Raw genomic sequence first — 21706 nt, 5'->3', positions numbered from 1 at the left:
CTCATCACGTTGCGTTATCCGAACGACTTTCATCCTCTCGGTCCGTATATGTATGGCCACCAATTCCGTCAATGAAACCCGCCCCACCACCAGACACCTATCTGCAACGCTTTGCGCGTTATCAGCGTGCGTTGATCCATGGCGGTGGCGCCATCGTCACGCTCGCGATCCTAGCCGCACTTGCGTTCAGTACGGTCTCGATCGTCGATCGCTATATCGCGCGTGAGAGGCATGCGCTGGCGTTAGAACTCCGCGGTGTCGCGGACGAAACCGCCCGATTCGAAGCGTCCCTGCGCAATCTCGCGGTCAACGGCGAGCTGATGTGGCGGCATGGCTCGATCTCCGCCGATGCGGCCGTCGATCGGTTCTTCGAGCATCGGCGTATCCTTTCGCTACCGAGTCATCCCCGAATCCTGGTGATCGGCACCGATGACGGCGACCTCGACCACCGCAAGGTCGCGCGGACAATTGAACTGGCAACCCAACTGGCTCCGCTGTTCGACGCCATTTCCCACCGCGGTGCGATGTCATCGACGACTTATGCCGTTTCCGAAGACAGATCGCTAGCCGTGCTTTCATTCCACCGCCCGCCCCCGCCCGCCGATCTGGCGCGCGTCATCGGCGATCGGCAAGCATTGTTTCGCCGACTGAGCGATCAGTTTTCGACAGACGACGTCAAACCCTCCGCCATCGTGCAAACGGCATCGGGCCAGCGTCCGGTGCTGTGGCTCACGCCAATATCGGATCTTTTGACCGGGACACGAGTCATTCGCATCGCCACCGTGATCATGGATCATCAAGGCTCGCCGAGCTTCGATATCGTCTCCGAACGCCCGGCCGAGATCGTCGCGGCTTCACTGCCACACGCCCGATTCACCGGGGCTTTCGTGGTGGCGACGCAGGATGGACAGGTCATCGCGTCGGCGGCGTCGGACTCGACGGCGCGCTCCGCTCTCGAGCGCCGAATTCCAGCGCTATCCGCCGCCGCCTTGTCCAGTAAGGCCCAAGAATACTGGCCAGACGGCATGCTCGTATTTCGTGAGCGTTATGGGACGACGAACTGGGCTCTACTCTATGCGGTGCCTTGGCAGACCTTGCTCGGCGAGCTGGGCGCGCCCCTGGCGACCGGCTTGGGCATCATCGCGACGATCTGGATCCTGCTCGTGGTATTCGACTACAAGGTGTTTCGGCCGATGCTAGCCCATTCCTTGCGCGTGTCCGAAAACGAGCACCTATGTCGCACCCTCGTCGACATGCATACCGCCACGTCATTGCTGCGGAGCCCGAAGATGACCAAGCTCGAGTCGCCCGTCACCGCCGACGCACGCGGAATCGCAAGCGCCTTGCTGCATCGATACGCTCACGCGACCCGCGTATCGCCGTGCACCGGCGCGTCAGATCGACCGGGTACGATCTCCGACATCCTCGCGCTCGACCGTCTCGATGCAGCACCGATGCAAGTCGCGTTACGCCCCGCACCGGGTCGATTTCGGGGCCGCGACGTACTGGTCGCTGCGCTCACGAACATCACCGCGGAGCATGAACTGAAGGTCAGGAAGGCCGACGCGCTACGCGCCGCGGAGACGGCCAATGCCGCCAAATCCGCGCTCCTCGTGACGACCAGTCACGAGATCCGCACCCCGCTGCACGGGATGCTTGGCCACCTGGAACTGCTGGCCCGTTCGGACCTGGACACCGCTCAACGGAATCGCGTAACGACCATCCAGGAGGCGGGCCATCAACTCACTCGTATCGTCAGCGACGTTCTGGATTGGTCGAAGATCGAATCAGGCGAGATGCAGTATGAAAAGATCGCATTCGATATCGTCACGCTCGTCGAACAAGCGTCGATGCTATTCCTTCCGGGCGCCCGCGCAAAATCGCTCGAGCTCGTGCATGCATTCGGCACGATCGAGCCACGGTACTGGACAGGCGATCCGACACGCATCGGTCAGATCGTGCATAACCTGCTGTCGAACGCGATCAAATTCACTGAGCGTGGCAGGATCACCCTGACGCTCGACATTTTCCCGGGAAATCGCCCAACGGATCCGTCGACTCTCGCGCTGGACGTCGACGACACCGGAATCGGCATCGATCCGGATCACCGGACCGCGATCTTCGACGCATTCAGGCAGGCCGACGCAACCGTCACGCGACGCTTCGGCGGCACGGGTCTCGGTCTCTCGCTGTGCAAGCACTTCGTCGAAGACATGGGCGGGACGATCTCGACCGACAGCGCGCCGGGTCGCGGCAGTCGTTTCCAGGTGCGGATTCCCGTCACGGCCGCCACGCAACCTGTGGCCAACGCGCGCACCGGCGCACTGGTCGGCATGACCGCGATACTGGCCGTATCCTGTCCGGAATGGGCCGATCATGTAACGCGTCTACTGTTGCAATGGGGGCTGTCGATCTCCGCCAGCGGTCACCCGGCGGAGATCAGCACAGCGGCGGCCCGCGCGTCCGACTTGGTGATCCTGTGGGGTAACAGAAGCGACTGGCACGCCATCGACGAGGATCGCCTGCTCGAAGTCGCGCCGCGCGTCGTTATCGCTTCGCCGGACGGCCCGGGCCACCCGGCCAAGACTGGGCACGTGACGTCAGTTTCCTGTCACACAATCGACGGCTTTTATGCAGCGCTCGGCGGCTCCGGCGACACGATTCCCAAGCCGCGGCTTACCGATCGCCATGACGTCCCCAACGCACTCGGTCTCTCGATCCTGGTCGTCGACGACAATCCTGCGAACCGGTGCCTGATCACCGAACAACTGCACACGCTTGGCTGCGATGTCGACGCGGTCGAGAACGGCGAGCAAGTGCTGGCCCGCCTCGCGAAGCAACACTTCGATATGCTTATTACAGATCTCAACATGCCCGGCATGAGCGGCAGCGAACTCGCGCTTGAAACGCGGCGACGTGGCGAGACCTTGCCGATCCTGTCGATTTCCGGCAATCTGTCACCCGATATGCTGGCGAACGCTCGGGCGAGCGGCATCGAGCAAACCTTGGTTAAACCCGTGACGTTGAACATGTTGTTCGATGCGCTGCAATTTCATACCCGTTCTGATCGGCTCCCCCGCTCTTTGCCGGAGGGCGGCGCAAACGATATCTTCGTGCCAGTCGACATGCACGTAATCTTCGCCACGTCTGTGCTCGACGACCTCTCGCTCGTACGGCGTGCGTGTCTGGCAGCCGACTTCGACGGGTTGCGAGACAAGCTTCATTCGCTCAAGGGATGTCTCGGCGCATTCGGATTCGAGACGCAGGCAGTCCAGGCCCGCAACTTCGAATATCGGCTCGACGATGCGCCATCGCGCGATTTGCTTGCCGAGTTGTTGGAATGGGCCGGTACGATCGAACATCTGGCTGTGAAGCACGAATAGCATTTCCTGCGTTTCGACTCACCCACTCTCGAGCAAATCACTCTGCAGTGCGTCCGTGGCGAAGGAGTTCGCCAGATTGCGCGGCACGCCTGCCCAAACATGCCAATCTGACGACCAACGCTGCATTGCGTACCTGTGTCCAGGATCGGATCTGCGAACAGAAGCCGCGTTGCAGCGAGCTTGAATCCGGGTAGCTCTACTTCGCACTCCGGGAGTGGGGCATATGATGCCGTACTCTGTCCTGTTCGCCGCAGATAGGATGAATTCGATCTTCAACACTCATCTGTCATATTGCCCGACCCGGTTCGCGCGACTAGTCTCAATTTAACGTCGTCACCTCTCTAAAGGGAGGTGATTCCTACAACTAGCGATGCACGTCCGCATCGGAAATTGTTCGACGCAGCGTTGGCATCTCGACCATGCACGACACCACATCCATTGCCAGCCCGCTCTCTTATTCGCAGTCCTGTGACCGCTCTCGGCCGCGTCGTGCTTTCTTTCGACCCGCACGCCGAACAGGACTGGGTAGACCAGCTTTCGCCAACTTCCTCGGACGTGGTCCCATGCGTCGTCGCTTTGTAACAGATTCTGTTTCGAACAGACGATACGGATACCTAATAGATTCTCTGAGCCATCCTGGTTTTGGCGAGTTTCGCGGCCGACACATTGCCGGCCGCAATGTAATCGAAGCGTCACACCAGATCGAGTGCGAGCTTATGCTGGAAATCGGCGCAAGCATTCGCCACCTTGGCGTGCAACTTCGCGATATGCCGCTTGTGCTTTCGCGTTCGCTGGGCCTTCGCAGGCGTTTCAGCCGCGCACCGACCGAACCGGGCGCTGCGCAGCTTCTCGCTGGTCGAAAGTGTCGCGAAGTCTCTCAGGCCAAGATCGATACCGGAACGGATCGGGCGGGCCTGAACATTGGGGATCTCGATCACGATGTTCAGAAACCAGTCGCCGCGCCCATCCTGCGCAGGGCTGGTTCCGTCCTTGATCATGCCTTCGGGAAGCAGCCGGCTGAAAAAGACGTGGAAGATATTGTCGACGAAGCGAAATGCATCGGCATCGCGCTTCAGGTCACGGCCCTTCAATGGCACCCGGCCCAGCGATATTCTGCCGCGATAGCGCAGGCAAGCGCGTCGGTACAGGCTGCGCGATTTCGCGTATTGCTCGCACGTTGCGTTGACCGTGCCGGAGTCGATGGCAAGTTCCTTGCTGCTGCCAGTTGTCAGAACGTTCGGGTCAAATCCCGCCGGCCACTTCTTGCACCACTCTATCGCGTGCCTCTGCGTGTCGTTGCAGAAGTTCCTGACGGAGTCGACCGCTCGGCTCTGCTTGTTCAGCAGAGCCACCTGACCATTTCACTCGGTAGCGATAGACAAGGATCATGCCGATCATTCTAACGTTCGAATGCCGCTGTCAAACAACGGCGCTCCTTCCCTCTCCGTCCTGAAGGACGGGGTTTCTCTGAACATCTGATGAAATTGACATGGAAACGGCATCGATATGGATCGGTCCCGTGGTGAAGTCGTTCGGCCTGACGCGTCGCACTCGGATACGCGTGCGACGCCACCGACCATCGGAGACGGAATATGCATTCTTTGACGCTCTACATTTCCCTTGTTACACACCATACATCGCCATGAAAGTCCTCAATGTTGTCCTTGCCGATGATCATCCTGCCGTCATGGTCGGACTTCGCGTGCACGTCGGAAACTTTCCCGGTATTCGGATCGTCGGTGAGGTACGAAACTCCACCGAACTGGTCGACCTGCTCGACGACCGTCCTTGCGACGTAATCGTGACCGACTATGCAATGCCCGGCGGACGCTTTGGCGATGGCCTCGCACTGCTGGAATTCCTGCGTCGCCGCTACCCTTCTATCGCCGTGATCGTCTACACAGCGATTGAAACGCCCGCGTTGCTGGAGGCGATGCAACAGCGCGGCACGCGTGCCGTCCTCAGCAAGATCGAGCCACCGGAGAAAATCGCGGCCGCGCTTCGAAGCATGGCCGAGGGCTTCCTGCCTGCCGATACTCCCCCACGGGCGCCTGTCGCACGCCCCAAGAGCCCCCGCAAGCGCGCCGCCTCGGGCATCCCGAAGTTGACCCGACTCGAGGCCGAGATTGTGCGACTGTACGTCGCCGGCCTCACCATCGATGAGATTGCAAAGCAGCGCAATCGCACCAAGCAGACTATCAGCGCGCAAAAACAGAGCGCTAAGCGGAAACTGAACATTACGCGCGATTTCGACCTGATCCGCTACATGACGGAAAACGGCTTTTCAACACTCAGCGAAACGGCCGCGACCGCTGTTCGGACGAGCCGCGGCAAGTCGGCTTGACCCAGTATCGAGCGCTTGAATGGCGATAGATCGTCACTCAAACGAGGCCGCCGGAAAACGCTTCGAGGCACGCAACTGCGCGCGAACTCTCTTCTTGTTCAGCGTAATCTTGTCCACGTCAGCTTGTCTTCCTGTACAGAAATCCGGATCGCCAAGCTGACGGACTACGTTTCCGATGCACTGTCGAAGTTCGGCATCGAGCTCCCATAGCGGGCTTATGCTGCATCAGCTGCCAATGCGATCGGGAATCGAATCCACAACGTAACTGTTACCCAGCATCGCATTCACTAATCCATCGGTGCCTATCTCACGCTCGCCCAGAAGAGTCTTTACCTCATTCAATATCCACTCAACTTCCGATGCATTGATTCTCCCCAACGCCGGGTGAAATATGTTCAGTATCTTTTCCGATTTCATCGACGATACGCTCGATGTCACGATAAAAAATTCAGTATTCGATGATGCGCGGTGTCAGCAGGAACACGCGATCCATCTTACGGCTCGAATTCTCTTTCTGTCGGAACAATGCACCGAGAACGGGCACCTTCGAAAGTCCCGGAACGCCGGATGTAGCATCTGAACGACCTTCGATGCGATAGCCGGCGATCAACAGGCTCTCGTCCTTGCCGATCACTGCCTGCGTCCGGATCGAACTGTTGTTGACCACCGGAATACTGTCGACAGTTCGGCCGGTGATCTGGCCATCATCGATGTTGACGACGAGCTTGATGTGCTGCCTGCCGTTTTCCCTCACCACCATCGGCAAGACCCGCAGCGAAATCCCGGTCGACACACTATATAGCTGACCCGACGTATGGCCCGACACGCGGACAAAAAAACGCGTACGGTTGTCCATAACCGCTTCGACGTTGTCTAGCGTCGCGACCTTCGGGCTCGCGTCGAGCCGGGCCTTGTTGTCCAGTTGCAGCAGATTGATGCGCCCCATGAAATAGCGGCCGTTATCCCCGACCACGGCGGTCAGCGTGTTGCTCGCAGACGAGCCGGACGGCGCGAATCCACCGCTCTGCAGGCTCGCGTGTCTGCTGCGCGCGCCCCAGTTGACGCCTATCTGTCGCAAGGCCATTTCATCGATCTCGAGCACGTGCGCCTCGATCTCGATCAACTCGCGCCGTACATCCAGCTGACTGACAAGCGATGCGTACTGGTCGATACGTTCCGGCATGTCGCGAACGAGTACCGAATTCGTTCCCGGGTCTGCCTGGATGACCGGCAGCCGCTCAACCGTCGGCGTCAATGCCGGTTGAGCAGCTGCCATCGACTGCTGGCTCCCCTGCACACCCGGGCGCCACGCGTTCCCGACCGGCAGCCCCAGCAGCGCGAGCTGGGCACCTGCGCCGACAGTGCCCCCGGAAGGCAGAGGAGGAAGATTGACTGCCGGATGGTTCTGCCCACCATCCGGCAGCGGTACGAAACTGATTTCCGGCGGCGATCGCCCATCGATATCCGACATTGCCGTCTGGCGCTGAACACCGTCGTATTGCCCGCCGCCGCCCGGATAGCCGGCGCTCACCGTCTGACCGTAAAGGCTCGCCAGCACTGAAGCCACGCCCGCGACGGTGACGGTTTTCCCGTCGATTTCCACCTGGCGATCCGCTGCCCATGCGTTCTTCAGCGCGAACATCCTCACGACCGCACTGCCCTTGCGTTCCGAACCTGCGTCGACCCGCTGCGCAATGTCCGTGATCATCTTCACATACTGCGACGGCCCGCTGACGAGCAGCGTTCGGGAGGCGTCGTCGGAGCTGACCAGAAAGCGCGAATCGGTCACGTTCATGCGACCCAGTGTCGCCCGCAGATTGGCGGGGGACGTATGGTAGAGTTGGATCACGTTGCGCGCCACATCGCTCGCAGGAGTGATGGTCAACACTGAACCGTCGTAAAACCAGATGAAGCCGAACGTCGACGCGAGCGTATCGAGGAAGCGTTGCGGCGCCATCTCGAAGGTACCGCTCACGACACCTTGTACATCGTTTGAAATGGCGGCGCTGACACCCATGCTGGCCGTGAAGTCGCGCAACACGTCCTTCAGCTCTTTCTTCTGCACGGCGATGTGAATCTTCGACTCTCGCCAGCGCACCTGGGCGGCGTGCGACGAAAACGGCGCCAATGCGACCGCCATCGCGAATGCCAGCACGAGCAGCCACACGACTCGCCAGATGCCGGCCTTCGCCTTGTTCACGACATGTTGCTTGTTGCGTTCCACATGCAAATCCTCACCGAGTATCCGTCGTCTCAGGCATCGTCCAGCGCGGACAACCGTGCTTTCTCAGGCCGGGGGACAGCCGCATCGCTGCGCGTGTTTCGATTCATCAGGCCGGCCTTGCGATGTTCCGTTCGACAGCGACGAATCAGCTCGATCGGCGACATGCCCAGACAACTCTTGAAGGTACTCTGCAGTGCGCGCTCGCTGACCCCGATCTCGGCTGCCATGGTCCGCACCGAAAGATTGCGACTATTGATGTTTTCGAGCAGGAAAAGATAAGCCCTCAGATACTTGGGCGGCAATCGTGCACCAACATCGTCGCGCTGCGGCATATGAATCGCAGTTCGATTCACAAACCGTGCCAGCATGTGCGATTCCACGCGCAGACAATGCATCGCCGTCACCGCGTAGTCGGAATACAGCGGCAGCCACTCGTGCGTTCGACCTTGCAACTGCCGAATCTTCGCCAAGCAATAGAGGTAGTCCAGGTCTCGACAACCCGCCCCGATGGCACGGGCCGCATCCTGCAGCGGATCGAGCACCCCTTCCGCCACCTGGGGCAAGCCGGCGATCAGCGCGGAAAGCGCGGTCTCGAGCCTCACCGTGCGCTCGTAACCCACCATGTTGTTGCGCTGCGCCCAGCGCAAATGCATCCCCAGATCGCCCGTGGCACTCCGATCGCCACGAGCAAGGGCACGCAATTGCGTCAGGAAAATCATGCGTTGACGCAACAAGGGTACACGCAAGCTGCCCGCCAGCATGACCAGCTTCGCATGATCGAATGCATCGTTCTGCCAGCGATATCCGCCAAGCGACGTGCTGTCCGCCTGCAAACCAGACTGCCAAAATGCGTGGTCGCCGATCTGTGTCGCGAGTCGAAGCTCGTTCTGAATTCCGATATCGGTGCGCAGCGTGACGACCAAATCGTGCCAGATTTCGTGCATCGGACCAATCCCCGCGACTTCCGTGGTGAGCACGTCGAGCGCATGGCCAGTATCGGCTGCGCGCCCCAGATGGTGGAGCGCGCAGACGATTCCTAGTCGAGCGAATGCGCGCTCCGGCGGTGTCGCATATGGCTCGTCAATGACGCGTGCAAAGCACGACACTGCCGCGTCGAAACGATACCTGAACAAGGATTGCCAACCAGAGTTGCAACACGACGCGACACGCAGCACGTGACGTGTATTGCGCATCAGTTTTTGCGCGAGCCGATATCGCTCCTCCGCTTCCGCCACCACTCCCATGACAAGATCCATGTCCGCATGCATCTGCAGGCTGTCACTGTCCGACAATACGGCACCGGCCTCTCGTCCATTGACCAGTCCGACAGCCGAATGCAGATCGCCGTCGGCGATTCGATCCACCCAGTCTTTCGTAGTCGGCTTGAAACGAAGTGCCGATGCGAGCGAGAAATAAAACATAGAAAACATAGGCCCCTCATTCTGACTGGTCAGTATCCTGCGGCAAGCTTCAGCCACGAAGCTCACCGTCAATCTATCAACATTGACACTGCCAATATTCAAACTTATTCACAGCAATTCGCATTCTGACCAGTCAGATTCCGTTCGCTATCAATCCGCCCGCAACGCAATCTCGCGAAGTCGCTCCGACAACCCCGCAAGCGTCAGTGGCCCGTGCACCTGGTCGATGAACAGGCCGGCAAACAATGCCAGGATCATGATGGCCAGCAGCGCTTTCGCTGGTTGGCTCAGATTCATCAGATCAAGCTTTGGCGCCGACTTCGCCGCGAATGCAAAGCCGAAATCGACCAGCAGGAGCATGAAGGCCATCGGCGCGGCAAGCTTGGCGATTGTCTGCATCAGCGTATCAGTCTGCTTCAGCAGGAAGCCGGAAAGAATTCCCGGCGAAGACGGCCAACCCGACGAAATCGGCCACCATCCATAAGACTCGTACAGAATGCCGAGCAGGACGACTCCGCCGCCCAGGGCCCAGAATGCCGTATTCGCAATCTGGCCGAACACCGTGGAGATCGGTGTCGATTGTTCGGAACGGACAGGATTGATGATCTGAATGTTGTTGTACCCCGTGAGGGCGTCGATATAGACTCCGGCGCTTTGCACCGCCCAAAACACCGTCGAAGCAGCGAAAGCAAGCAGAAAGCCGATTGCGGCTTCACGAACGATCGTCTGAACAATCAATGCCCCGTGCAGCGCCTCCATGAATTCGACGGGTTGCCCGTAGGCAATGTACGCGCTGAACAACAGAACGAGGCCGTTTCGCACCGTACCTTGCAGCGCGCCATCGCCTGCCGGCGGAAAGATAATCATTATTATCGCCAGCCGCAGCGAACAAACGCCGAGCAGGGACAGGTACTCCAGAATGCCCCGCCCGTTCAACGGCAACGCACTGAGCAGCTCATTCATCGGTTTGGACGGCTGCCACGCGACGAATCGATGCGATCTCCTCAGCCTCTTCGTCGTCGCGTCTCTCGCGATGCACGGACACCTCGCTCCGGATCACCTCGGTGCGTTCCGCGACTATCCTGTCACGAAACTGATTCATCGCCGCCTCCCGCCGCACCTGCATAATTTCAATGTCCTTCGCCATCGATTCCTCGATCAGGCGATCCAGCTTTTCCGCCAGTCCCGTGCGTTTTTGAATGAAAGCGTCGATACACCGATCGGTCTGCATCAACACCTCAATCGAGAAAGGCTGACCATTCGTGGTCAACGCGCCGACTCGCGATCGCTCGCGAACGATAGCCTCGTCGACTTCGTGTACGCGCGCGCGCTGCGCACCGCACGCTTGCTCGATCGCCGCCTTTTCCTCTGTCAGCGCAACGAGCTGCCGTCGCAGCCGGTCGTCGTGCCGGGCCAGCCGCTGCCGGACACACTCGAGCGCGGCGATGCGCCGATTTGCGTCGTTCACGCGCCGGGCTCCGCCAGCTGCAAGAGCGCGTCGCGCGACTCGCCGAAACTTTCAAGCCCGTCGACGTTCTGCGAAAAAAACCCCCGGATGGCGTCGATCTTCGCGATCGCCTCGTCGGCGAGCGGATTCGTGCCACTCCGATACTCGCCGATCTGCAACAACGCTTCGACTTCTGCGTATTGCGCCAGCAACCGGCGCACGCGTCCTGCGGCTTCGACATGTTCCGGCGACACGATCTGGACCATAACGCGTGACAAGCTCGCGAGGATGTCGATGGCAGGATACTGGTTCTTCGCGGCGATCGCACGCGAGAGAACCAAGTGTCCGTCGACGATGCCGCGGACTTCCTCACTGATCGGATCGCTGCCGGACTCATCCTCTTCCAGCACCGTGTAAAGCGCTGTAATCGAGCCACGCTCGCCCATTCCGGCGCGCTCGAGCAAGCGCGGTAGTTCCGCGAAAACCGACGGCGGGAACCCGCGCCGCACCGGCGATTCGCCGGCCGCAAGCCCGACTTCCCGAAGCGCACGCGCGAAGCGCGTGAGCGAGTCCATCATGAGCAGCACCCGCCGCCCTTCATCACGGAAAGACTCGGCGATCGCGGTCGCGACATAGGCTGCTTTCGCACGTTCGATCGCCGAGCGGTCCGACGTCGCGCACACGACGACCGAGCGCGCCATGCCTTCCCTTCCGAGTATCGACTCGATGAACTCCCGCACCTCCCGACCGCGTTCGCCGATGAGCGCGATCACGTTCACGTCGCATTGCGCACCGCGCGCGAACATGCCGAGCAACGTGCTCTTCCCCACCCCGGCCGGCGCGAAAATCCCCATGCGCTGCCCCTCAGCGAGCGTGATCATCGTGTCGACTGCGCGAACACCGGTTTCGAGCGGCGCGACGATCATGCGCCGCTGCATCGGCGCGGGCGGCTCGGCGAAGACGGATTTCAGCGTGCCCGCCAGAACAGGCTTGCCTCCGTCCATAGGTTGACCGAAACTGTTCACCACTCTTCCGAGCAACGTCTGCCCCACCGGTACCGACAGCGGACGCCCCAGCGCAACCACCCGCGTTGTCCGAGATACGCAATCCACCCTGGAAAAGGGCGAGAGAAGTGCAACGTTTCGCGTAAAGCCGATCACCTCCGCATGCTGAAGCAGCACCCCGTTCGGCGTACGCAATTCGCACAACTCTCCGAGGGATACATCCACGCCCCCCACCTTGATGAGCGTACCGATGACTTCCAGCACCTTCCCTGTCCTGACGATATCCGGGTTCGCGAGGAACTCGTCCGCCAATACGGTCGCGAAGCACTCGTGGTCGGACACGAGTTCCGGCAACAGCGCGTCGGACATGCATGCTTTCCTCAAAGCACGCCTCCATCACTACCCGTTCCGCTGGCGTCTACGTGCGGCCGGTTCAGTGCTCGCTCGGCCGCCATCCGCATCGCTTGCAACTGGGTACCGGCACCCACGTCGACGACAACTGAATCCGATTCGCACTGGCAACTGCCACGCGCGAGCCGCTGGTCTTTCACAATCTGCAGCGGAAGCGAGCGACCCGCCTTGCGCCAGCGCGCCGCGAGCGCTCCGAAGATTTTCCTTGCTTCGGCGTAGTCCTCCGGATGCACGGCAATGCGCAAGTAGGCCGCGCCATCGATGATTTGCTCGACCTTGCCCAGCGCACGGGCAAACAGTGCCCGGCTACCCTCCGCACGGACAATCTGCTCGACCGCGAGCATTACGATCTCCGCTAGGCGCTCGCGCATGCCGAGATGTACACGGCGGCGCAAGTCGCCCACCTCCGCAAGACGCCCCATCCATTCGGACAATGCGCGCTGCCGCCCTTCGCGATATCCGTGCTCCGCCGCTTCGTCATATCGCCTGTGTGCTTCGGTGACGATTGCCGCCGCGTCCGCCTCGGCCACCGCCAGGATCTCGGCCGCTTCGCGCCGGGCCTGTTCGAGCAGGTCCAATCGCCTTTTTTGAACCTCCACACAGGCCTCGTCCAGGTCCAGAAGCGCGCCAAGCGTGTCGCGCCTGATCACGTCTGAGTCCAACCCAATCCCCGGCTCGATATCGCCGTATGCCTCGCCTGCGCGCCTCAGCCAAATACCCATCCCCACTCCCGCACCCATTCAGGTAATTCCGCCATCACCCGCGCCGAACCCTGCGCGTCAAGCGCCCGGTCGACCCGTCGAGGCCACTCCGGCAATTCGATATCCCGCGAGAACAGGAGCCGCAGCAATGCGAACGGCGGCCGATCCACGCACAGGTCACGTAAAAGCAACGCCAATCCCTCGCACGACAACGCATGCGCGTCGAGCGAGTGTAAGGGTGGGACATGTAGCGTTCGTGCCAGCAACGCGATGTCCGGTGCACCGGAATGCTCGCGAACAAGCGATTCGATCGGCATGCCCGCCCATTCCGACAACGCCACCCTCGACTTTCTGTCGATGAGGCGACGAACTTCCATTCGTCGAAAAATCAACGCTCTCATTCGCAGCACGCGTGCACCGACCTCGACAGGCATCGCATCGAGCGATGACCACTGCGGCCCCACGAGCGCGCTCAACTTAGGAGGTTCGAAGTCGAGCGCATCCAGCAATGCGTGCGAAACTGCCGCGATACGCCGCTCGTCCAGCATCGATGCAGCGGCCCGGAGTGATGACAATCCCAAGACATCGACATCACCGATGGCCGTACTCATCCAGGACGAATCAGCCCAAACCGCCGCAGTCCGCACATTGCGCTGATAGACTGCCAACGCACTCAAATAGCGTTCGATTGAAGCATCGATAACTTGTCTCCCCGACCCGGGATTTTGTTCTTGGCACGACGAGATAAGCATCAGCCCGATGAGCCAGACGAGCCGCGCAAGCGGCCAAGTTGCGACCTGACCCAGTCAAGCAGGCGAGCCCCCTTTCCGGATCCAATCAACATGTACAACGCGCCGCCCGCCAACCCGAACGCCGCCAGCCCAACGGCAAACCACTGCAACGGCAAACGATCCGGTGCCACTGGTCGCCGCGCGCCGGGTTCCGCTACCACAGCAGTCACGCTGATGCGCTCGTAAGCCAGACCTTCGACGCTGTTGACCACCAGCGTCTTGATCTGCGGCACGATCTTGCCTACGCTGGAATCGGCACGATACTTGATGAAGACCGACGCAGACGACGGCTTGATCTCCTGAGCCAGTGGATCGTTGTTGGGCAACACGATCTGTACGCGCGCAACCACTACGCCATCGATCGCGGAGATCGTGGATGACAGTTCTTGCGACAAGCCGTACAGGAATCGCACCCGCTCTTCCGTGGGAGTCGAGACGAGACCGTCTTTCCGGAACAGGGACCCGAGATCGTCATGCTTTTCCCGTGGCAGCCCGCGGTCGCGCAGGATTTCGATCGCCCCGGCGAACTGGCTGCCCTGGATCGTGACCATCCAGCTCTTGCCATTACCACTACGCTGCTTTGACGCATCAAGTCCTTCTTCGAACAGCGCCGCGACTATTTCGTTGGCATCCTGCTCGCTCAGACTTTCATACAAGTTCTTGCTGCATGCGGCCAGCACAGCACACGTCAGCGCCGCACCGATCAATCGGGCCGCGCGCGACCCGGCCCTTCGAGTATCTTTCGATGCCATCGCCAGCCTGACTACGTTACTGATTCTTCATCAGCGTTTCGATTGCGGACTTCGACGCGCTCACCACGCCCATTTTTGCAGCCATATCAAGCTGCATGCCTGCGAGTTCGACCGACATCAGCATAGATTGGGCATGAATCTCCCGCATCTCGAGCGTCTTCGACGCAGCAAGAGTTTCCATCATGCTGCGGCTTACGTTGACGAACTGGGTATTCTGCTCACGAATCAGTTTTGCCGCCGCTGCACTCGCGTCGAACGGCACCGCAACCGGCGCAACCATATCCGGCTGCTCCATCAATGCCCGAAAACTCTCCGCCAAATACCCTTCACCCGCCGACAATCCGAGGTCACCGCCGCCCCGTTCGTCGAGATACCCCGATGCGACGCGATTGAAGCTCACCGAATCGATCATTGCAACATCCCCTCATCGAAATCGCGATTCGCCTAGATACGCAAATAGCCAGCCGAATCCGGCGCGCTGCCGGCCCGCGCCTCGCTCGCGCCGGAAGCGGCTTTTTGCTCCGCGACCAACGCAGCATATGACTCTGGAATCCTAAATTCTCCACCACCTTGATATACCTGAATCGCGCCCAGCAGGTCCTCGCGTGCCTTCATCACCTTCACCAGCGCCTCGGCATGTGGGTTTGCCCCAAACTCCAGAGCCTCCGCCGCTACACGATGCCAACTCGCATCTCCGTGCGCCGACAGGCAAACGGCCAAAAGCGTCCGCGCATAGGCGAACTCCGGCGCACGCTCGCAGACGGAACGAAGCACGCGCATCCCGTCCTCCCAGTTCCCCCGGAACATATGCAGCAACCCGGTCAACGTCTCAATCTCCACGACATTGGGCCGCAGCACCGTGAGCGCCGCGACGACTTTCTCAACATCATCCAAGTCGACCCCGACGTTCGGGAAATCGCGGAACAATGCTGTCGAGACAGTTTCAATCAGTCCACCGACAATCTCGTTGCTGCAGTTCAGGTATTCGGGTTGATCCACAACCATTGCAAGCCGCTCCTTATTAATGAAATCGCTCCAATTTCTTCCGCCGCGATTCCCGCGCTCCATTTATTTCGGAATATTAGCCAATTACTTTTCATGCGCCAGAATTCCGGAGCGCACGATATCCCGCAAACACGAATCAGATCCGATTCCGAACTGATCAACCCGCACGACCCGCCCAGCGCCTCGCGCTCACGCTTCGCCATTCACCGAGATACATCGCACCGAGCGCCATCGGGCCATGCGCCATGCCCGTACGATGCAGTCGATTCTCATCCATCCAGCGTCGAGCCATGAGTGGCGAAAAAACCGAACTCCCGACACCCAAGCGCCTGCGTGACGCACGCAAGGACGGCCAGACCTCGAAAAGCGTCGATGTCAGTGACGCGCTGGCCATGTCGTGTGTCGCAGCACTGCTGTGGTTCGCGGGGCATCGGTTCGGGGACATGGTTCGCGGCATTGTCGCCGTTGCGCTCGATTTTTCCCAGAGCGACGCAGAACCGGACGCACTCACTGATTCGCTTTACAAAATTGGCATGCATGCACTTTCCGTCGTTGTGCCCTGCATCTTGGCAAGTGCGCTAGCCGCCACCGTCACTTCGTTTGCCCAGGTCGGCGTGGTCATTGCGATGAAGCCCGTCATGCCGAAGCTCGACAACGTCAATCCGGCGGCGGGTCTCAAGCGGGTTTTTTCGCTTCGGACCGTGATCGAATTGATCAAGGCCATCGTCAAGGCGCTCCTCGTCGGTGGAGTTATGTGGTACACACTGTCCGGCCTCTTCCCGCTCATCGTCGGTTCGCTCCATCAACCGCTGACCGGGTTGTCGACAATGTTCTGGACCCTGTCGCTGAAATTAATCGTGATCGCCTGCCTTGTATTCGTTATCGTAGGCGCGGTGGACCTAAAGCTTCAGAAAATCATGTTCATTCGTCAAATGAGGATGAGCAAGGACGATATCAAGCGCGAGTACAAGCAACAGGAAGGCGATCCGTTGATCAAGGGCGAACGTCTGCGTCTAGCTCGTGAGCTCGCCACCTCGGCGCCTGAGAAGAAGCGGGCGGTCGGGCTCGCTAACGTAGTTCTCGTCAATCCAACCCATTTCGCCGTTGCGGTGCGTTATGCCCCGCACGAACATCCATTGCCGCGCGTGATCGAGAAAGGCACGGACGATGCCGCTGCGTTGATCCGCCGCTACGCGGAAGAAACGGGTACACCCGTCGTCGGCAATCCGCCGGTCGCTCGCGCGCTCTACAAGATCGATCTTGGTGGGCCGATACCGATGGAACTGCATGAAACCGTCGCCGCGATCCTGCGCTGGGTCGACGCCCTGGGCGCAAGAGGCGAGCGGGACGACGTACCGTCGGTCGCCTCCGCGAATTGATTCCCGGACGGAACAGCCATGTGGAAATCTCTCAAGTTACCGGCCGGCGGCGAGATCGGCATCGCGGCGCTCCTAATCGCGATCATCGCGCTGATGATCCTGCCGCTGCCGACGACATGGATCGATATCCTGCTGGCCATCAACATCGCGATCAGCGTCACATTGCTGATGGTCTCGATGTACATGCCGAACGTGATCGCACTGTCATCGTTTCCGTCGCTGCTGCTGTTCACCACACTGTTCCGGCTGTCGCTCAACATCGCATCGACCAAATCGATCCTCCTGCACGCCGATGCCGGTCACATCATCGAAAGCTTCGGCATGCTGGTGGTGGGCGGAAATCTCGTCGTCGGCCTCGTCGTATTCGTGATCATCGCCACGGTGCAGTTCATAGTCATCGCAAAGGGCTCAGAGCGTGTCGCCGAAGTCAGCGCACGCTTCACGCTCGATGCGATGCCCGGCAAGCAGATGAGTATCGACGCCGACCTCCGCGCCGGTCTGATCACGCCGGACGAAGCGCGCAGCAAGCGCGCGACGCTTGCGACCGAGAGTCAGCTTTACGGCAGCATGGACGGTGCGATGAAGTTCGTGAAAGGCGACGCGATTGCCGGGTTAGTCATCACACTCATCAATATAGTGGCCGGCGTCGCCGTGGGCATCGCCTATCACGACATGTCCGCCGGCGAGGCGGCCGACCGATTCTCGATCCTGTCGATCGGCGACGCGATGGTCTCGCAAATCCCGTCACTATTGCTATCGGTCGCCGCAGGTGTCATGACCACACGCGTTTCCGACGAGCGCGAATCGAAGCCCGTTTCGCTCGGCGCGCAAATCGGGCACCAACTGAGCGGTAACGCCCGCGCACTCGCCGTTTCGGGTGCGATGATCCTCGGCTTCGCCGCGGTTCCCGGCTTTCCGTCGCTGATGTTCATCTGCCTCGCAATCGTTCTATTCATCTTCAGCAGGCATCTCGCCAAACGGGGTGGCGTTGCACAATCCCGCACCGGCGGTTCGACGCAACGCGCCGGCCCGAGCGTCGAGATTCAGGAGATCATGCCGCGCGCGCCACAATTCACCTGCCCGGTCGGCGTACGCGTCTCCAGCGATCTCGTCTCACGCCTTTCCCCGGACGCACTTTCGGCGGCATTCGACAAGCAGCGCGCGTCGCTGGAAGAGGAGCTCGGACTGCCTTTCCCGGGGATCGTGTTCTGGACCAGCGACGCGCTGCCCGCATCCACCTGCGAATTGATGCTCTTCGACGTGCCGCACTGGGAGATCGAGCTGCCGCCCCACATGGTGATGATTGCCCCACGTGATTCAACGGACCGCGAGATCGCCGATGCCGAGATCCGTTCGCCCATCCATCCAGGAGGCCCCGATACATGCTGGCTGAAGGAAGAACGCTCATCGGCAGGAGTAACAGTCTGGCAAAGTGAACAAGTCCTCGCACACGCATGCGCGGAGCTGTTGCGACAGCACGCGGCGCTCTTCGTCGGCATTCAGGAAACGCAGCGGATACTCGCGCAGGCGAGCGTCGAGTATCCGGGACTGGTCGCCGAAGTGCACAAGGGGCTACCGGTCCAGCGTATCGCCGACGTACTGCGTCGCCTGCTCGAGGAGCAGGTCTCGATCCGGAACATGCGCAATATCCTCGAGAGTCTGGTCGTGTGGGGTCCAAGAGAGAAAGACGTCCTGATGCTGACAGAATACGTTCGCGGTGATCTCGCGCACTTCCTCGCGCATCGCGCAACGCAAGGGGGGCGGCATCTGTCGGCGATCCTGCTCGATCCCGAACTCGAACAGCATATCCGGCATGCGATCAAACAGACGCCAACCGGCAACTTTCTCGCGTTGTCGCCAGACGAGATTCACCTTCTCACCGACAGGATCCAGTCGCTGGCGAGCGAAGCATCCGATGAAAAAGTTGCCGTCGTCACGTCGATGGATATTCGTCGCTACGTGAGACGCATGATCGAAGAGCGCCTGAACTGGCTTCCGGTTTATTCATACCAAGAACTCAACAAACATGTCGAGCTGAGGTCACTCGGCCACGTAAGCGCGTTGTGATAGCCACTCAAGGATTGTCGATCAATGACCACCCCCTCTGTCTCAAACCTGCCAGTCACGACCGATGCGCGTCGCCGGCCACTCACATACCCGTCATCGCGCGACGCGACCGTAAAACGGTCGTACGACGATGCGGCTCCCTCTAGCGCCGCTGAACCATTGGCCTGGACGGTTGAACCACCAGCAGGGCCTTCGGCGTGGACGCATCCCGTTCCACCGGAACGGCAAGGGACGTCGCATAACATTCCCGATGAAATGGCGGCCGGGGCGTTCGCGACCGGGGCACGGGCCTTCGTGCCAGAACGTGATCGCTTTCGTGAATCGATGACGCCCTTCGTTCATCAGATGGCGCAATTTTGCAGCAGCGATGCGATACGGCTTGCCGGGAACTGGAACGCAAGACTGGTGCTTGACGAACGCATTCTGGCCTCGACAACGCTGAATCTATCGCTGTCGCACTTCGACCTCTCGTTGGCCTTCGAAACCCGCGATCCGGCTACGCGGCAATTCCTCACCGCTCATCTGGACGAACTCGAGCAAGCACTACGCGTATCGCTGCACGCACTGGGACGATCAAAGGACGTGTTCCTGACTATTCGTTGATCCCATGTCTAGTCAAGACGCTCACCAACGGCTCACGCTCTTCCGACACCACGATCCATGACCTGGGCACGCATGACCCCTCACTCTCCCGTCGCGCATGTGCTGTCGAATCCGGACGACGCGTCGCCTCTGGCCGCGTCGCTGCGACTTGCGGACATCGCCCACGACGACGCCCGTGCCGCGCGGTCGATTTTCGACGCCCGGTGGGACGCACTGATGGGCCGGCTGCCCGGCTTGACCGATTGGCGCGTGTCGATCGGCGACGCTAGCCACAGCTCCGAGTCGGCAACGCCATTTTCTGACCGCGGCTTGATCACGCTGGTCCGCCAGACGGAAACGCTGTCGATCGAATTCGATCTCGCCGCTCATCCTCCGCTGTCGGTCGTGGCACATCCCGTCGATTCGGCGGATGCCGACGAACGCGGGTTGCGCGATGCGCTCGCGCGCGCACTGCTCGAGCCGTTGACAGCCAACCTGGAGCGAGTCGGGTTCGCCGGCTGGCAGGTCGCGTCGATCACGCGGGAGCACGGCGATGCCCAATCGGATCGGCATGGCGCAGCATCGTTCGCGTCGCTCACGTTTCTGTTGAACGGAGAACGGCACCGAGCCAGAGTCGCGCTGAATCACGCCTTCGTCAACGAAGCGGAACAGCTGTTGCGCGCCATCTCACCCCGGCACGCTGCTCCCGTGGCATCCGTTCCAGTTCCTGGCCAATTGCGTATCGGTGCGAAATCTTTTCGAACCGCGGTCCTGCGCAGCCTAGTACCCGGCGACGTACTACTGGGCGCGATCGAACCCGCCCTTCGTGTTGCCGGCGTGCCGTTCCGCACAGTTGCAACCTGGGGTACGCCACGCCGAACGCGACTCCTCGCATCGGTGAAATTCGACGGTCGAACCGCCATCCTTCTCAAGGATCCTTTCATGGAACAAGAATCCGACCACACCTGCATTGACGTACCGGATCGTACCGATCCCGTCGACGTCGGCGCACTCGAACTGCCGGTCAACTTCGAGATCGACACGATTGCGCTTCCCATTGACCAGTTGGCGGCATTGCGCGCGGGTTACGTGATCGAACTATTGCGCTCCCCGTCCGAGATGCAGGTTCGTCTGATTGCATACGGTCAATTAATCGGCCATGGTGAGCTCGTTACCGTTGGCGAGCATCTCGGCGTCCGTATTCTCCAGATGGCCCAGCGCGATGATTCAGGCCGGTGACATTACCGGGCTGCTGGTCGCCGTCGTACTGATCAGCCTGGTGCCGTTCGTCGCGATGGTCGTAACGTCCTACGCAAAGATCGTGGTCGTGCTCGGCCTGCTGCGAAATGCACTGGGCGTTCAGCAGGTTCCGCCCAACATGGTGATTAATGGCATCGCGATACTAGTTTCCATCTACGTGATGGCACCTGTCGGCATGTCGGCACTACGGGATTTTGACGACAAACGCTCAGTGAGCACCTCTTCCGAGGTGATGATCCGGTTTCTCGAAAACGCACGCGAACCGTTTCGTGAGTTCCTCGACAAGCATGCCGCCACACGGGAGAAGCGTTTCTTCCTTCGCTCGGCGTCGGTCGTGTGGCCGAAGGAGGCTGCTGCCGCGTTGCAAGAGAATGACCTGATCGTTCTCGCGCCTGCATTCGCGCTGGCGCAGCTCACCGAGGCGTTCAAAATCGGCTTCCTACTCTACATCGCCTTCATCGTGATTGATCTCGTGATCGCCAATGTCCTACTTGCGATGGGGCTGAACCAGGTGAACCCAACCAACGTTGCAATTCCCTTCAAGCTTCTGCTTTTCGTCGTCATGGATGGGTGGTCGACCTTGATTCACGGATTGATCGTCAGCTTCCGCTGATTGCGAGGACACGTCATGGACATGAATACGCTAGTTGACTATACGACACGAGGCATGCTGCTGTGCATGTACGTTTCGCTACCGATCGTCGCCGTGGCTGCGCTGGTCGGCCTGGCCATCTCCTTTCTGCAGGCGGTGACCTCGATTCAGGACCAGACCCTATCTCACGCAGTCAAGCTCATCGCAGCGATGATAGCCGTGATGGTCACGGCGCCAACATCGGGTTCCGCCATCCTGCGCCTCGCAACGGAAATCATGCAAATGGCGGTGCCAAGTTGAAGATCCCGACCAGTCGAAGCCCACGTCCTCCGGCCCCCTCCAT

At 60.3% G+C, this 21706-nt stretch carries 19 protein-coding genes and 1 pseudogene; 8 read left to right on the top strand and 12 right to left on the bottom strand.

Annotated features, from left to right (window positions below; translation table 11 throughout):
• Positions 1-71: 71 nt before the first annotated feature.
• On the top strand, positions 72-3383 hold the full coding sequence (locus BCO18175_RS39595) for a hybrid sensor histidine kinase/response regulator (protein WP_174989154.1): 3312 nt from the start codon (positions 72-74) through the stop codon (positions 3381-3383).
• A gap of 341 nt (positions 3384-3724) precedes the next feature.
• Here BCO18175_RS39595 and BCO18175_RS39590 read toward each other — a convergent pair.
• Positions 3725-4772, bottom strand: a pseudogene (locus BCO18175_RS39590) (RNA-guided endonuclease InsQ/TnpB family protein).
• A 253-nt stretch (positions 4773-5025) separates the two neighbouring features.
• Between BCO18175_RS39590 and BCO18175_RS39585 the strand changes: the two are divergent.
• Positions 5026-5727: a response regulator transcription factor gene (locus BCO18175_RS39585; protein WP_174989152.1), complete on the top strand. Its 702-nt coding sequence runs from the start codon at positions 5026-5028 to the stop codon at positions 5725-5727.
• A 225-nt stretch (positions 5728-5952) separates the two neighbouring features.
• Here BCO18175_RS39585 and BCO18175_RS39580 read toward each other — a convergent pair whose 3' ends face one another.
• The 11 genes from BCO18175_RS39580 to BCO18175_RS39530 form a co-directional block, all read right to left on the bottom strand.
• A complete protein-coding gene (locus tag BCO18175_RS39580) occupies positions 5953-6144 on the bottom strand; it encodes a hypothetical protein (protein WP_174989150.1) in 192 nt (63 codons plus the stop codon).
• 31 nt (positions 6145-6175) lie between these two features.
• Positions 6176-7867 (bottom strand): type III secretion system outer membrane ring subunit SctC, encoded by a 1692-nt coding sequence (sctC, locus tag BCO18175_RS39575; protein ID WP_174989174.1) that lies wholly within the window; start codon positions 7865-7867, stop codon positions 6176-6178.
• 113 nt (positions 7868-7980) lie between these two features.
• On the bottom strand, positions 7981-9315 hold the full coding sequence (locus tag BCO18175_RS39570) for an AraC family transcriptional regulator (RefSeq protein WP_174989148.1): 1335 nt from the start codon (positions 9313-9315) through the stop codon (positions 7981-7983).
• Positions 9316-9522: 207 nt separating this feature from the next.
• Positions 9523-10335 carry a type III secretion system export apparatus subunit SctT gene (gene sctT, locus BCO18175_RS39565; RefSeq protein ID WP_174989146.1) on the bottom strand — a complete coding sequence of 271 codons (813 nt, stop codon included), beginning with the start codon at positions 10333-10335 and terminating at the stop codon, positions 9523-9525.
• Complete coding sequence (locus BCO18175_RS39560; RefSeq protein ID WP_174989144.1) at positions 10328-10840, bottom strand: hypothetical protein; 513 nt, start codon at positions 10838-10840, stop codon at positions 10328-10330. The genes sctT and BCO18175_RS39560 overlap by 8 nt, the downstream gene beginning before the upstream one ends.
• Complete coding sequence (gene sctN / locus BCO18175_RS39555) at positions 10837-12192, bottom strand: type III secretion system ATPase SctN (RefSeq protein ID WP_174989143.1); 1356 nt, start codon at positions 12190-12192, stop codon at positions 10837-10839. Before sctN ends, BCO18175_RS39560 begins: the two co-directional genes overlap by 4 nt.
• Before the next feature lie 11 nt (positions 12193-12203).
• The gene (gene sctL / locus BCO18175_RS39550) at positions 12204-12956 is read right to left on the bottom strand and encodes a type III secretion system stator protein SctL (RefSeq protein WP_174989141.1); all 753 of its coding nucleotides are present in this window, start codon (positions 12954-12956) and stop codon (positions 12204-12206) included.
• Positions 12941-13687, bottom strand: a complete 747-nt coding sequence (locus tag BCO18175_RS39545) for a type III secretion protein HrpB4 (RefSeq protein ID WP_174989139.1) — start codon at positions 13685-13687, stop codon at positions 12941-12943. Before BCO18175_RS39545 ends, sctL begins: the two co-directional genes overlap by 16 nt.
• The gene (gene sctJ / locus BCO18175_RS39540) at positions 13687-14478 is read right to left on the bottom strand and encodes a type III secretion system inner membrane ring lipoprotein SctJ (RefSeq protein ID WP_174989137.1); all 792 of its coding nucleotides are present in this window, start codon (positions 14476-14478) and stop codon (positions 13687-13689) included. Before sctJ ends, BCO18175_RS39545 begins: the two co-directional genes overlap by 1 nt.
• Positions 14479-14494: 16 nt before the next feature.
• Positions 14495-14890 (bottom strand): type III secretion protein HrpB2, encoded by a 396-nt coding sequence (locus BCO18175_RS39535; protein ID WP_174989135.1) that lies wholly within the window; start codon positions 14888-14890, stop codon positions 14495-14497.
• A gap of 32 nt (positions 14891-14922) precedes the next feature.
• Positions 14923-15483: an HrpB1 family type III secretion system apparatus protein gene (locus BCO18175_RS39530; protein WP_174989133.1), complete on the bottom strand. Its 561-nt coding sequence runs from the start codon at positions 15481-15483 to the stop codon at positions 14923-14925.
• Between the two features lie 290 nt (positions 15484-15773).
• Here BCO18175_RS39530 and sctU point away from each other — a divergent pair, with 290 nt between their 5' ends.
• From sctU to sctS, 6 genes are read left to right on the top strand one after another with little or no spacing between them, the layout of a single operon-like run.
• Positions 15774-16862: a type III secretion system export apparatus subunit SctU gene (sctU, locus tag BCO18175_RS39525; protein WP_174989131.1), complete on the top strand. Its 1089-nt coding sequence runs from the start codon at positions 15774-15776 to the stop codon at positions 16860-16862.
• Positions 16863-16880: 18 nt separating this feature from the next.
• Positions 16881-18929: a type III secretion system export apparatus subunit SctV gene (gene sctV, locus BCO18175_RS39520; protein WP_174989129.1), complete on the top strand. Its 2049-nt coding sequence runs from the start codon at positions 16881-16883 to the stop codon at positions 18927-18929.
• 24 nt (positions 18930-18953) lie between these two features.
• Positions 18954-19532, top strand: coding sequence for a type III secretion system protein SctP (gene sctP / locus BCO18175_RS39515; RefSeq protein ID WP_174989127.1), 579 nt, complete (start codon positions 18954-18956; stop codon positions 19530-19532).
• A 57-nt stretch (positions 19533-19589) separates the two neighbouring features.
• Positions 19590-20750 carry a type III secretion system cytoplasmic ring protein SctQ gene (sctQ, locus tag BCO18175_RS39510; RefSeq protein ID WP_174989119.1) on the top strand — a complete coding sequence of 387 codons (1161 nt, stop codon included), beginning with the start codon at positions 19590-19592 and terminating at the stop codon, positions 20748-20750.
• On the top strand, positions 20671-21384 hold the full coding sequence (sctR, locus tag BCO18175_RS39505) for a type III secretion system export apparatus subunit SctR (protein ID WP_438820533.1): 714 nt from the start codon (positions 20671-20673) through the stop codon (positions 21382-21384). Before sctQ ends, sctR begins: the two co-directional genes overlap by 80 nt.
• 15 nt (positions 21385-21399) lie before the next feature.
• Positions 21400-21663, top strand: a complete 264-nt coding sequence (gene sctS / locus BCO18175_RS39500; RefSeq protein ID WP_174989116.1) for a type III secretion system export apparatus subunit SctS — start codon at positions 21400-21402, stop codon at positions 21661-21663.
• The last annotated feature ends 43 nt before the right edge of the window (positions 21664-21706 follow it).

It is taken from the genome of Burkholderia lata (assembly GCF_902499335.1).
Classification (GTDB): domain Bacteria; phylum Pseudomonadota; class Gammaproteobacteria; order Burkholderiales; family Burkholderiaceae; genus Burkholderia; species Burkholderia lata_B.
This window is presented reverse-complemented; position numbering and strand designations above follow the sequence as displayed.

Bases quoted from the DNA above. Each gene is read 5' to 3' on its own strand.
- BCO18175_RS39595 (WP_174989154.1), top strand. From the start codon at position 72: ATGAAACCCGCCCCACCACCAGACACCTATCTGCAACGCTTTGCGCGT.
- BCO18175_RS39585 (WP_174989152.1), top strand. From the start codon at position 5,026: ATGAAAGTCCTCAATGTTGTCCTTGCCGATGATCATCCTGCCGTCATG.
- BCO18175_RS39580 (WP_174989150.1), bottom strand. From the start codon at position 6,144: ATGAAATCGGAAAAGATACTGAACATATTTCACCCGGCGTTGGGGAGA.
- sctC (WP_174989174.1), bottom strand. From the start codon at position 7,867: ATGGCGGTCGCATTGGCGCCGTTTTCGTCGCACGCCGCCCAGGTGCGC.
- sctT (WP_174989146.1), bottom strand. From the start codon at position 10,335: ATGAATGAGCTGCTCAGTGCGTTGCCGTTGAACGGGCGGGGCATTCTG.
- sctN (WP_174989143.1), bottom strand. From the start codon at position 12,192: ATGTCCGACGCGCTGTTGCCGGAACTCGTGTCCGACCACGAGTGCTTC.
- sctL (WP_174989141.1), bottom strand. From the start codon at position 12,956: ATGGGTATTTGGCTGAGGCGCGCAGGCGAGGCATACGGCGATATCGAG.
- BCO18175_RS39545 (WP_174989139.1), bottom strand. From the start codon at position 13,687: ATGCTTATCTCGTCGTGCCAAGAACAAAATCCCGGGTCGGGGAGACAA.
- sctJ (WP_174989137.1), bottom strand. From the start codon at position 14,478: ATGGCATCGAAAGATACTCGAAGGGCCGGGTCGCGCGCGGCCCGATTG.
- BCO18175_RS39535 (WP_174989135.1), bottom strand. From the start codon at position 14,890: ATGATCGATTCGGTGAGCTTCAATCGCGTCGCATCGGGGTATCTCGAC.
- BCO18175_RS39530 (WP_174989133.1), bottom strand. From the start codon at position 15,483: ATGGTTGTGGATCAACCCGAATACCTGAACTGCAGCAACGAGATTGTC.
- sctU (WP_174989131.1), top strand. From the start codon at position 15,774: ATGAGTGGCGAAAAAACCGAACTCCCGACACCCAAGCGCCTGCGTGAC.
- sctV (WP_174989129.1), top strand. From the start codon at position 16,881: ATGTGGAAATCTCTCAAGTTACCGGCCGGCGGCGAGATCGGCATCGCG.
- sctP (WP_174989127.1), top strand. From the start codon at position 18,954: ATGACCACCCCCTCTGTCTCAAACCTGCCAGTCACGACCGATGCGCGT.
- sctQ (WP_174989119.1), top strand. From the start codon at position 19,590: ATGACCTGGGCACGCATGACCCCTCACTCTCCCGTCGCGCATGTGCTG.
- sctR (WP_438820533.1), top strand. From the start codon at position 20,671: ATGGTGAGCTCGTTACCGTTGGCGAGCATCTCGGCGTCCGTATTCTCC.
- sctS (WP_174989116.1), top strand. From the start codon at position 21,400: ATGGACATGAATACGCTAGTTGACTATACGACACGAGGCATGCTGCTG.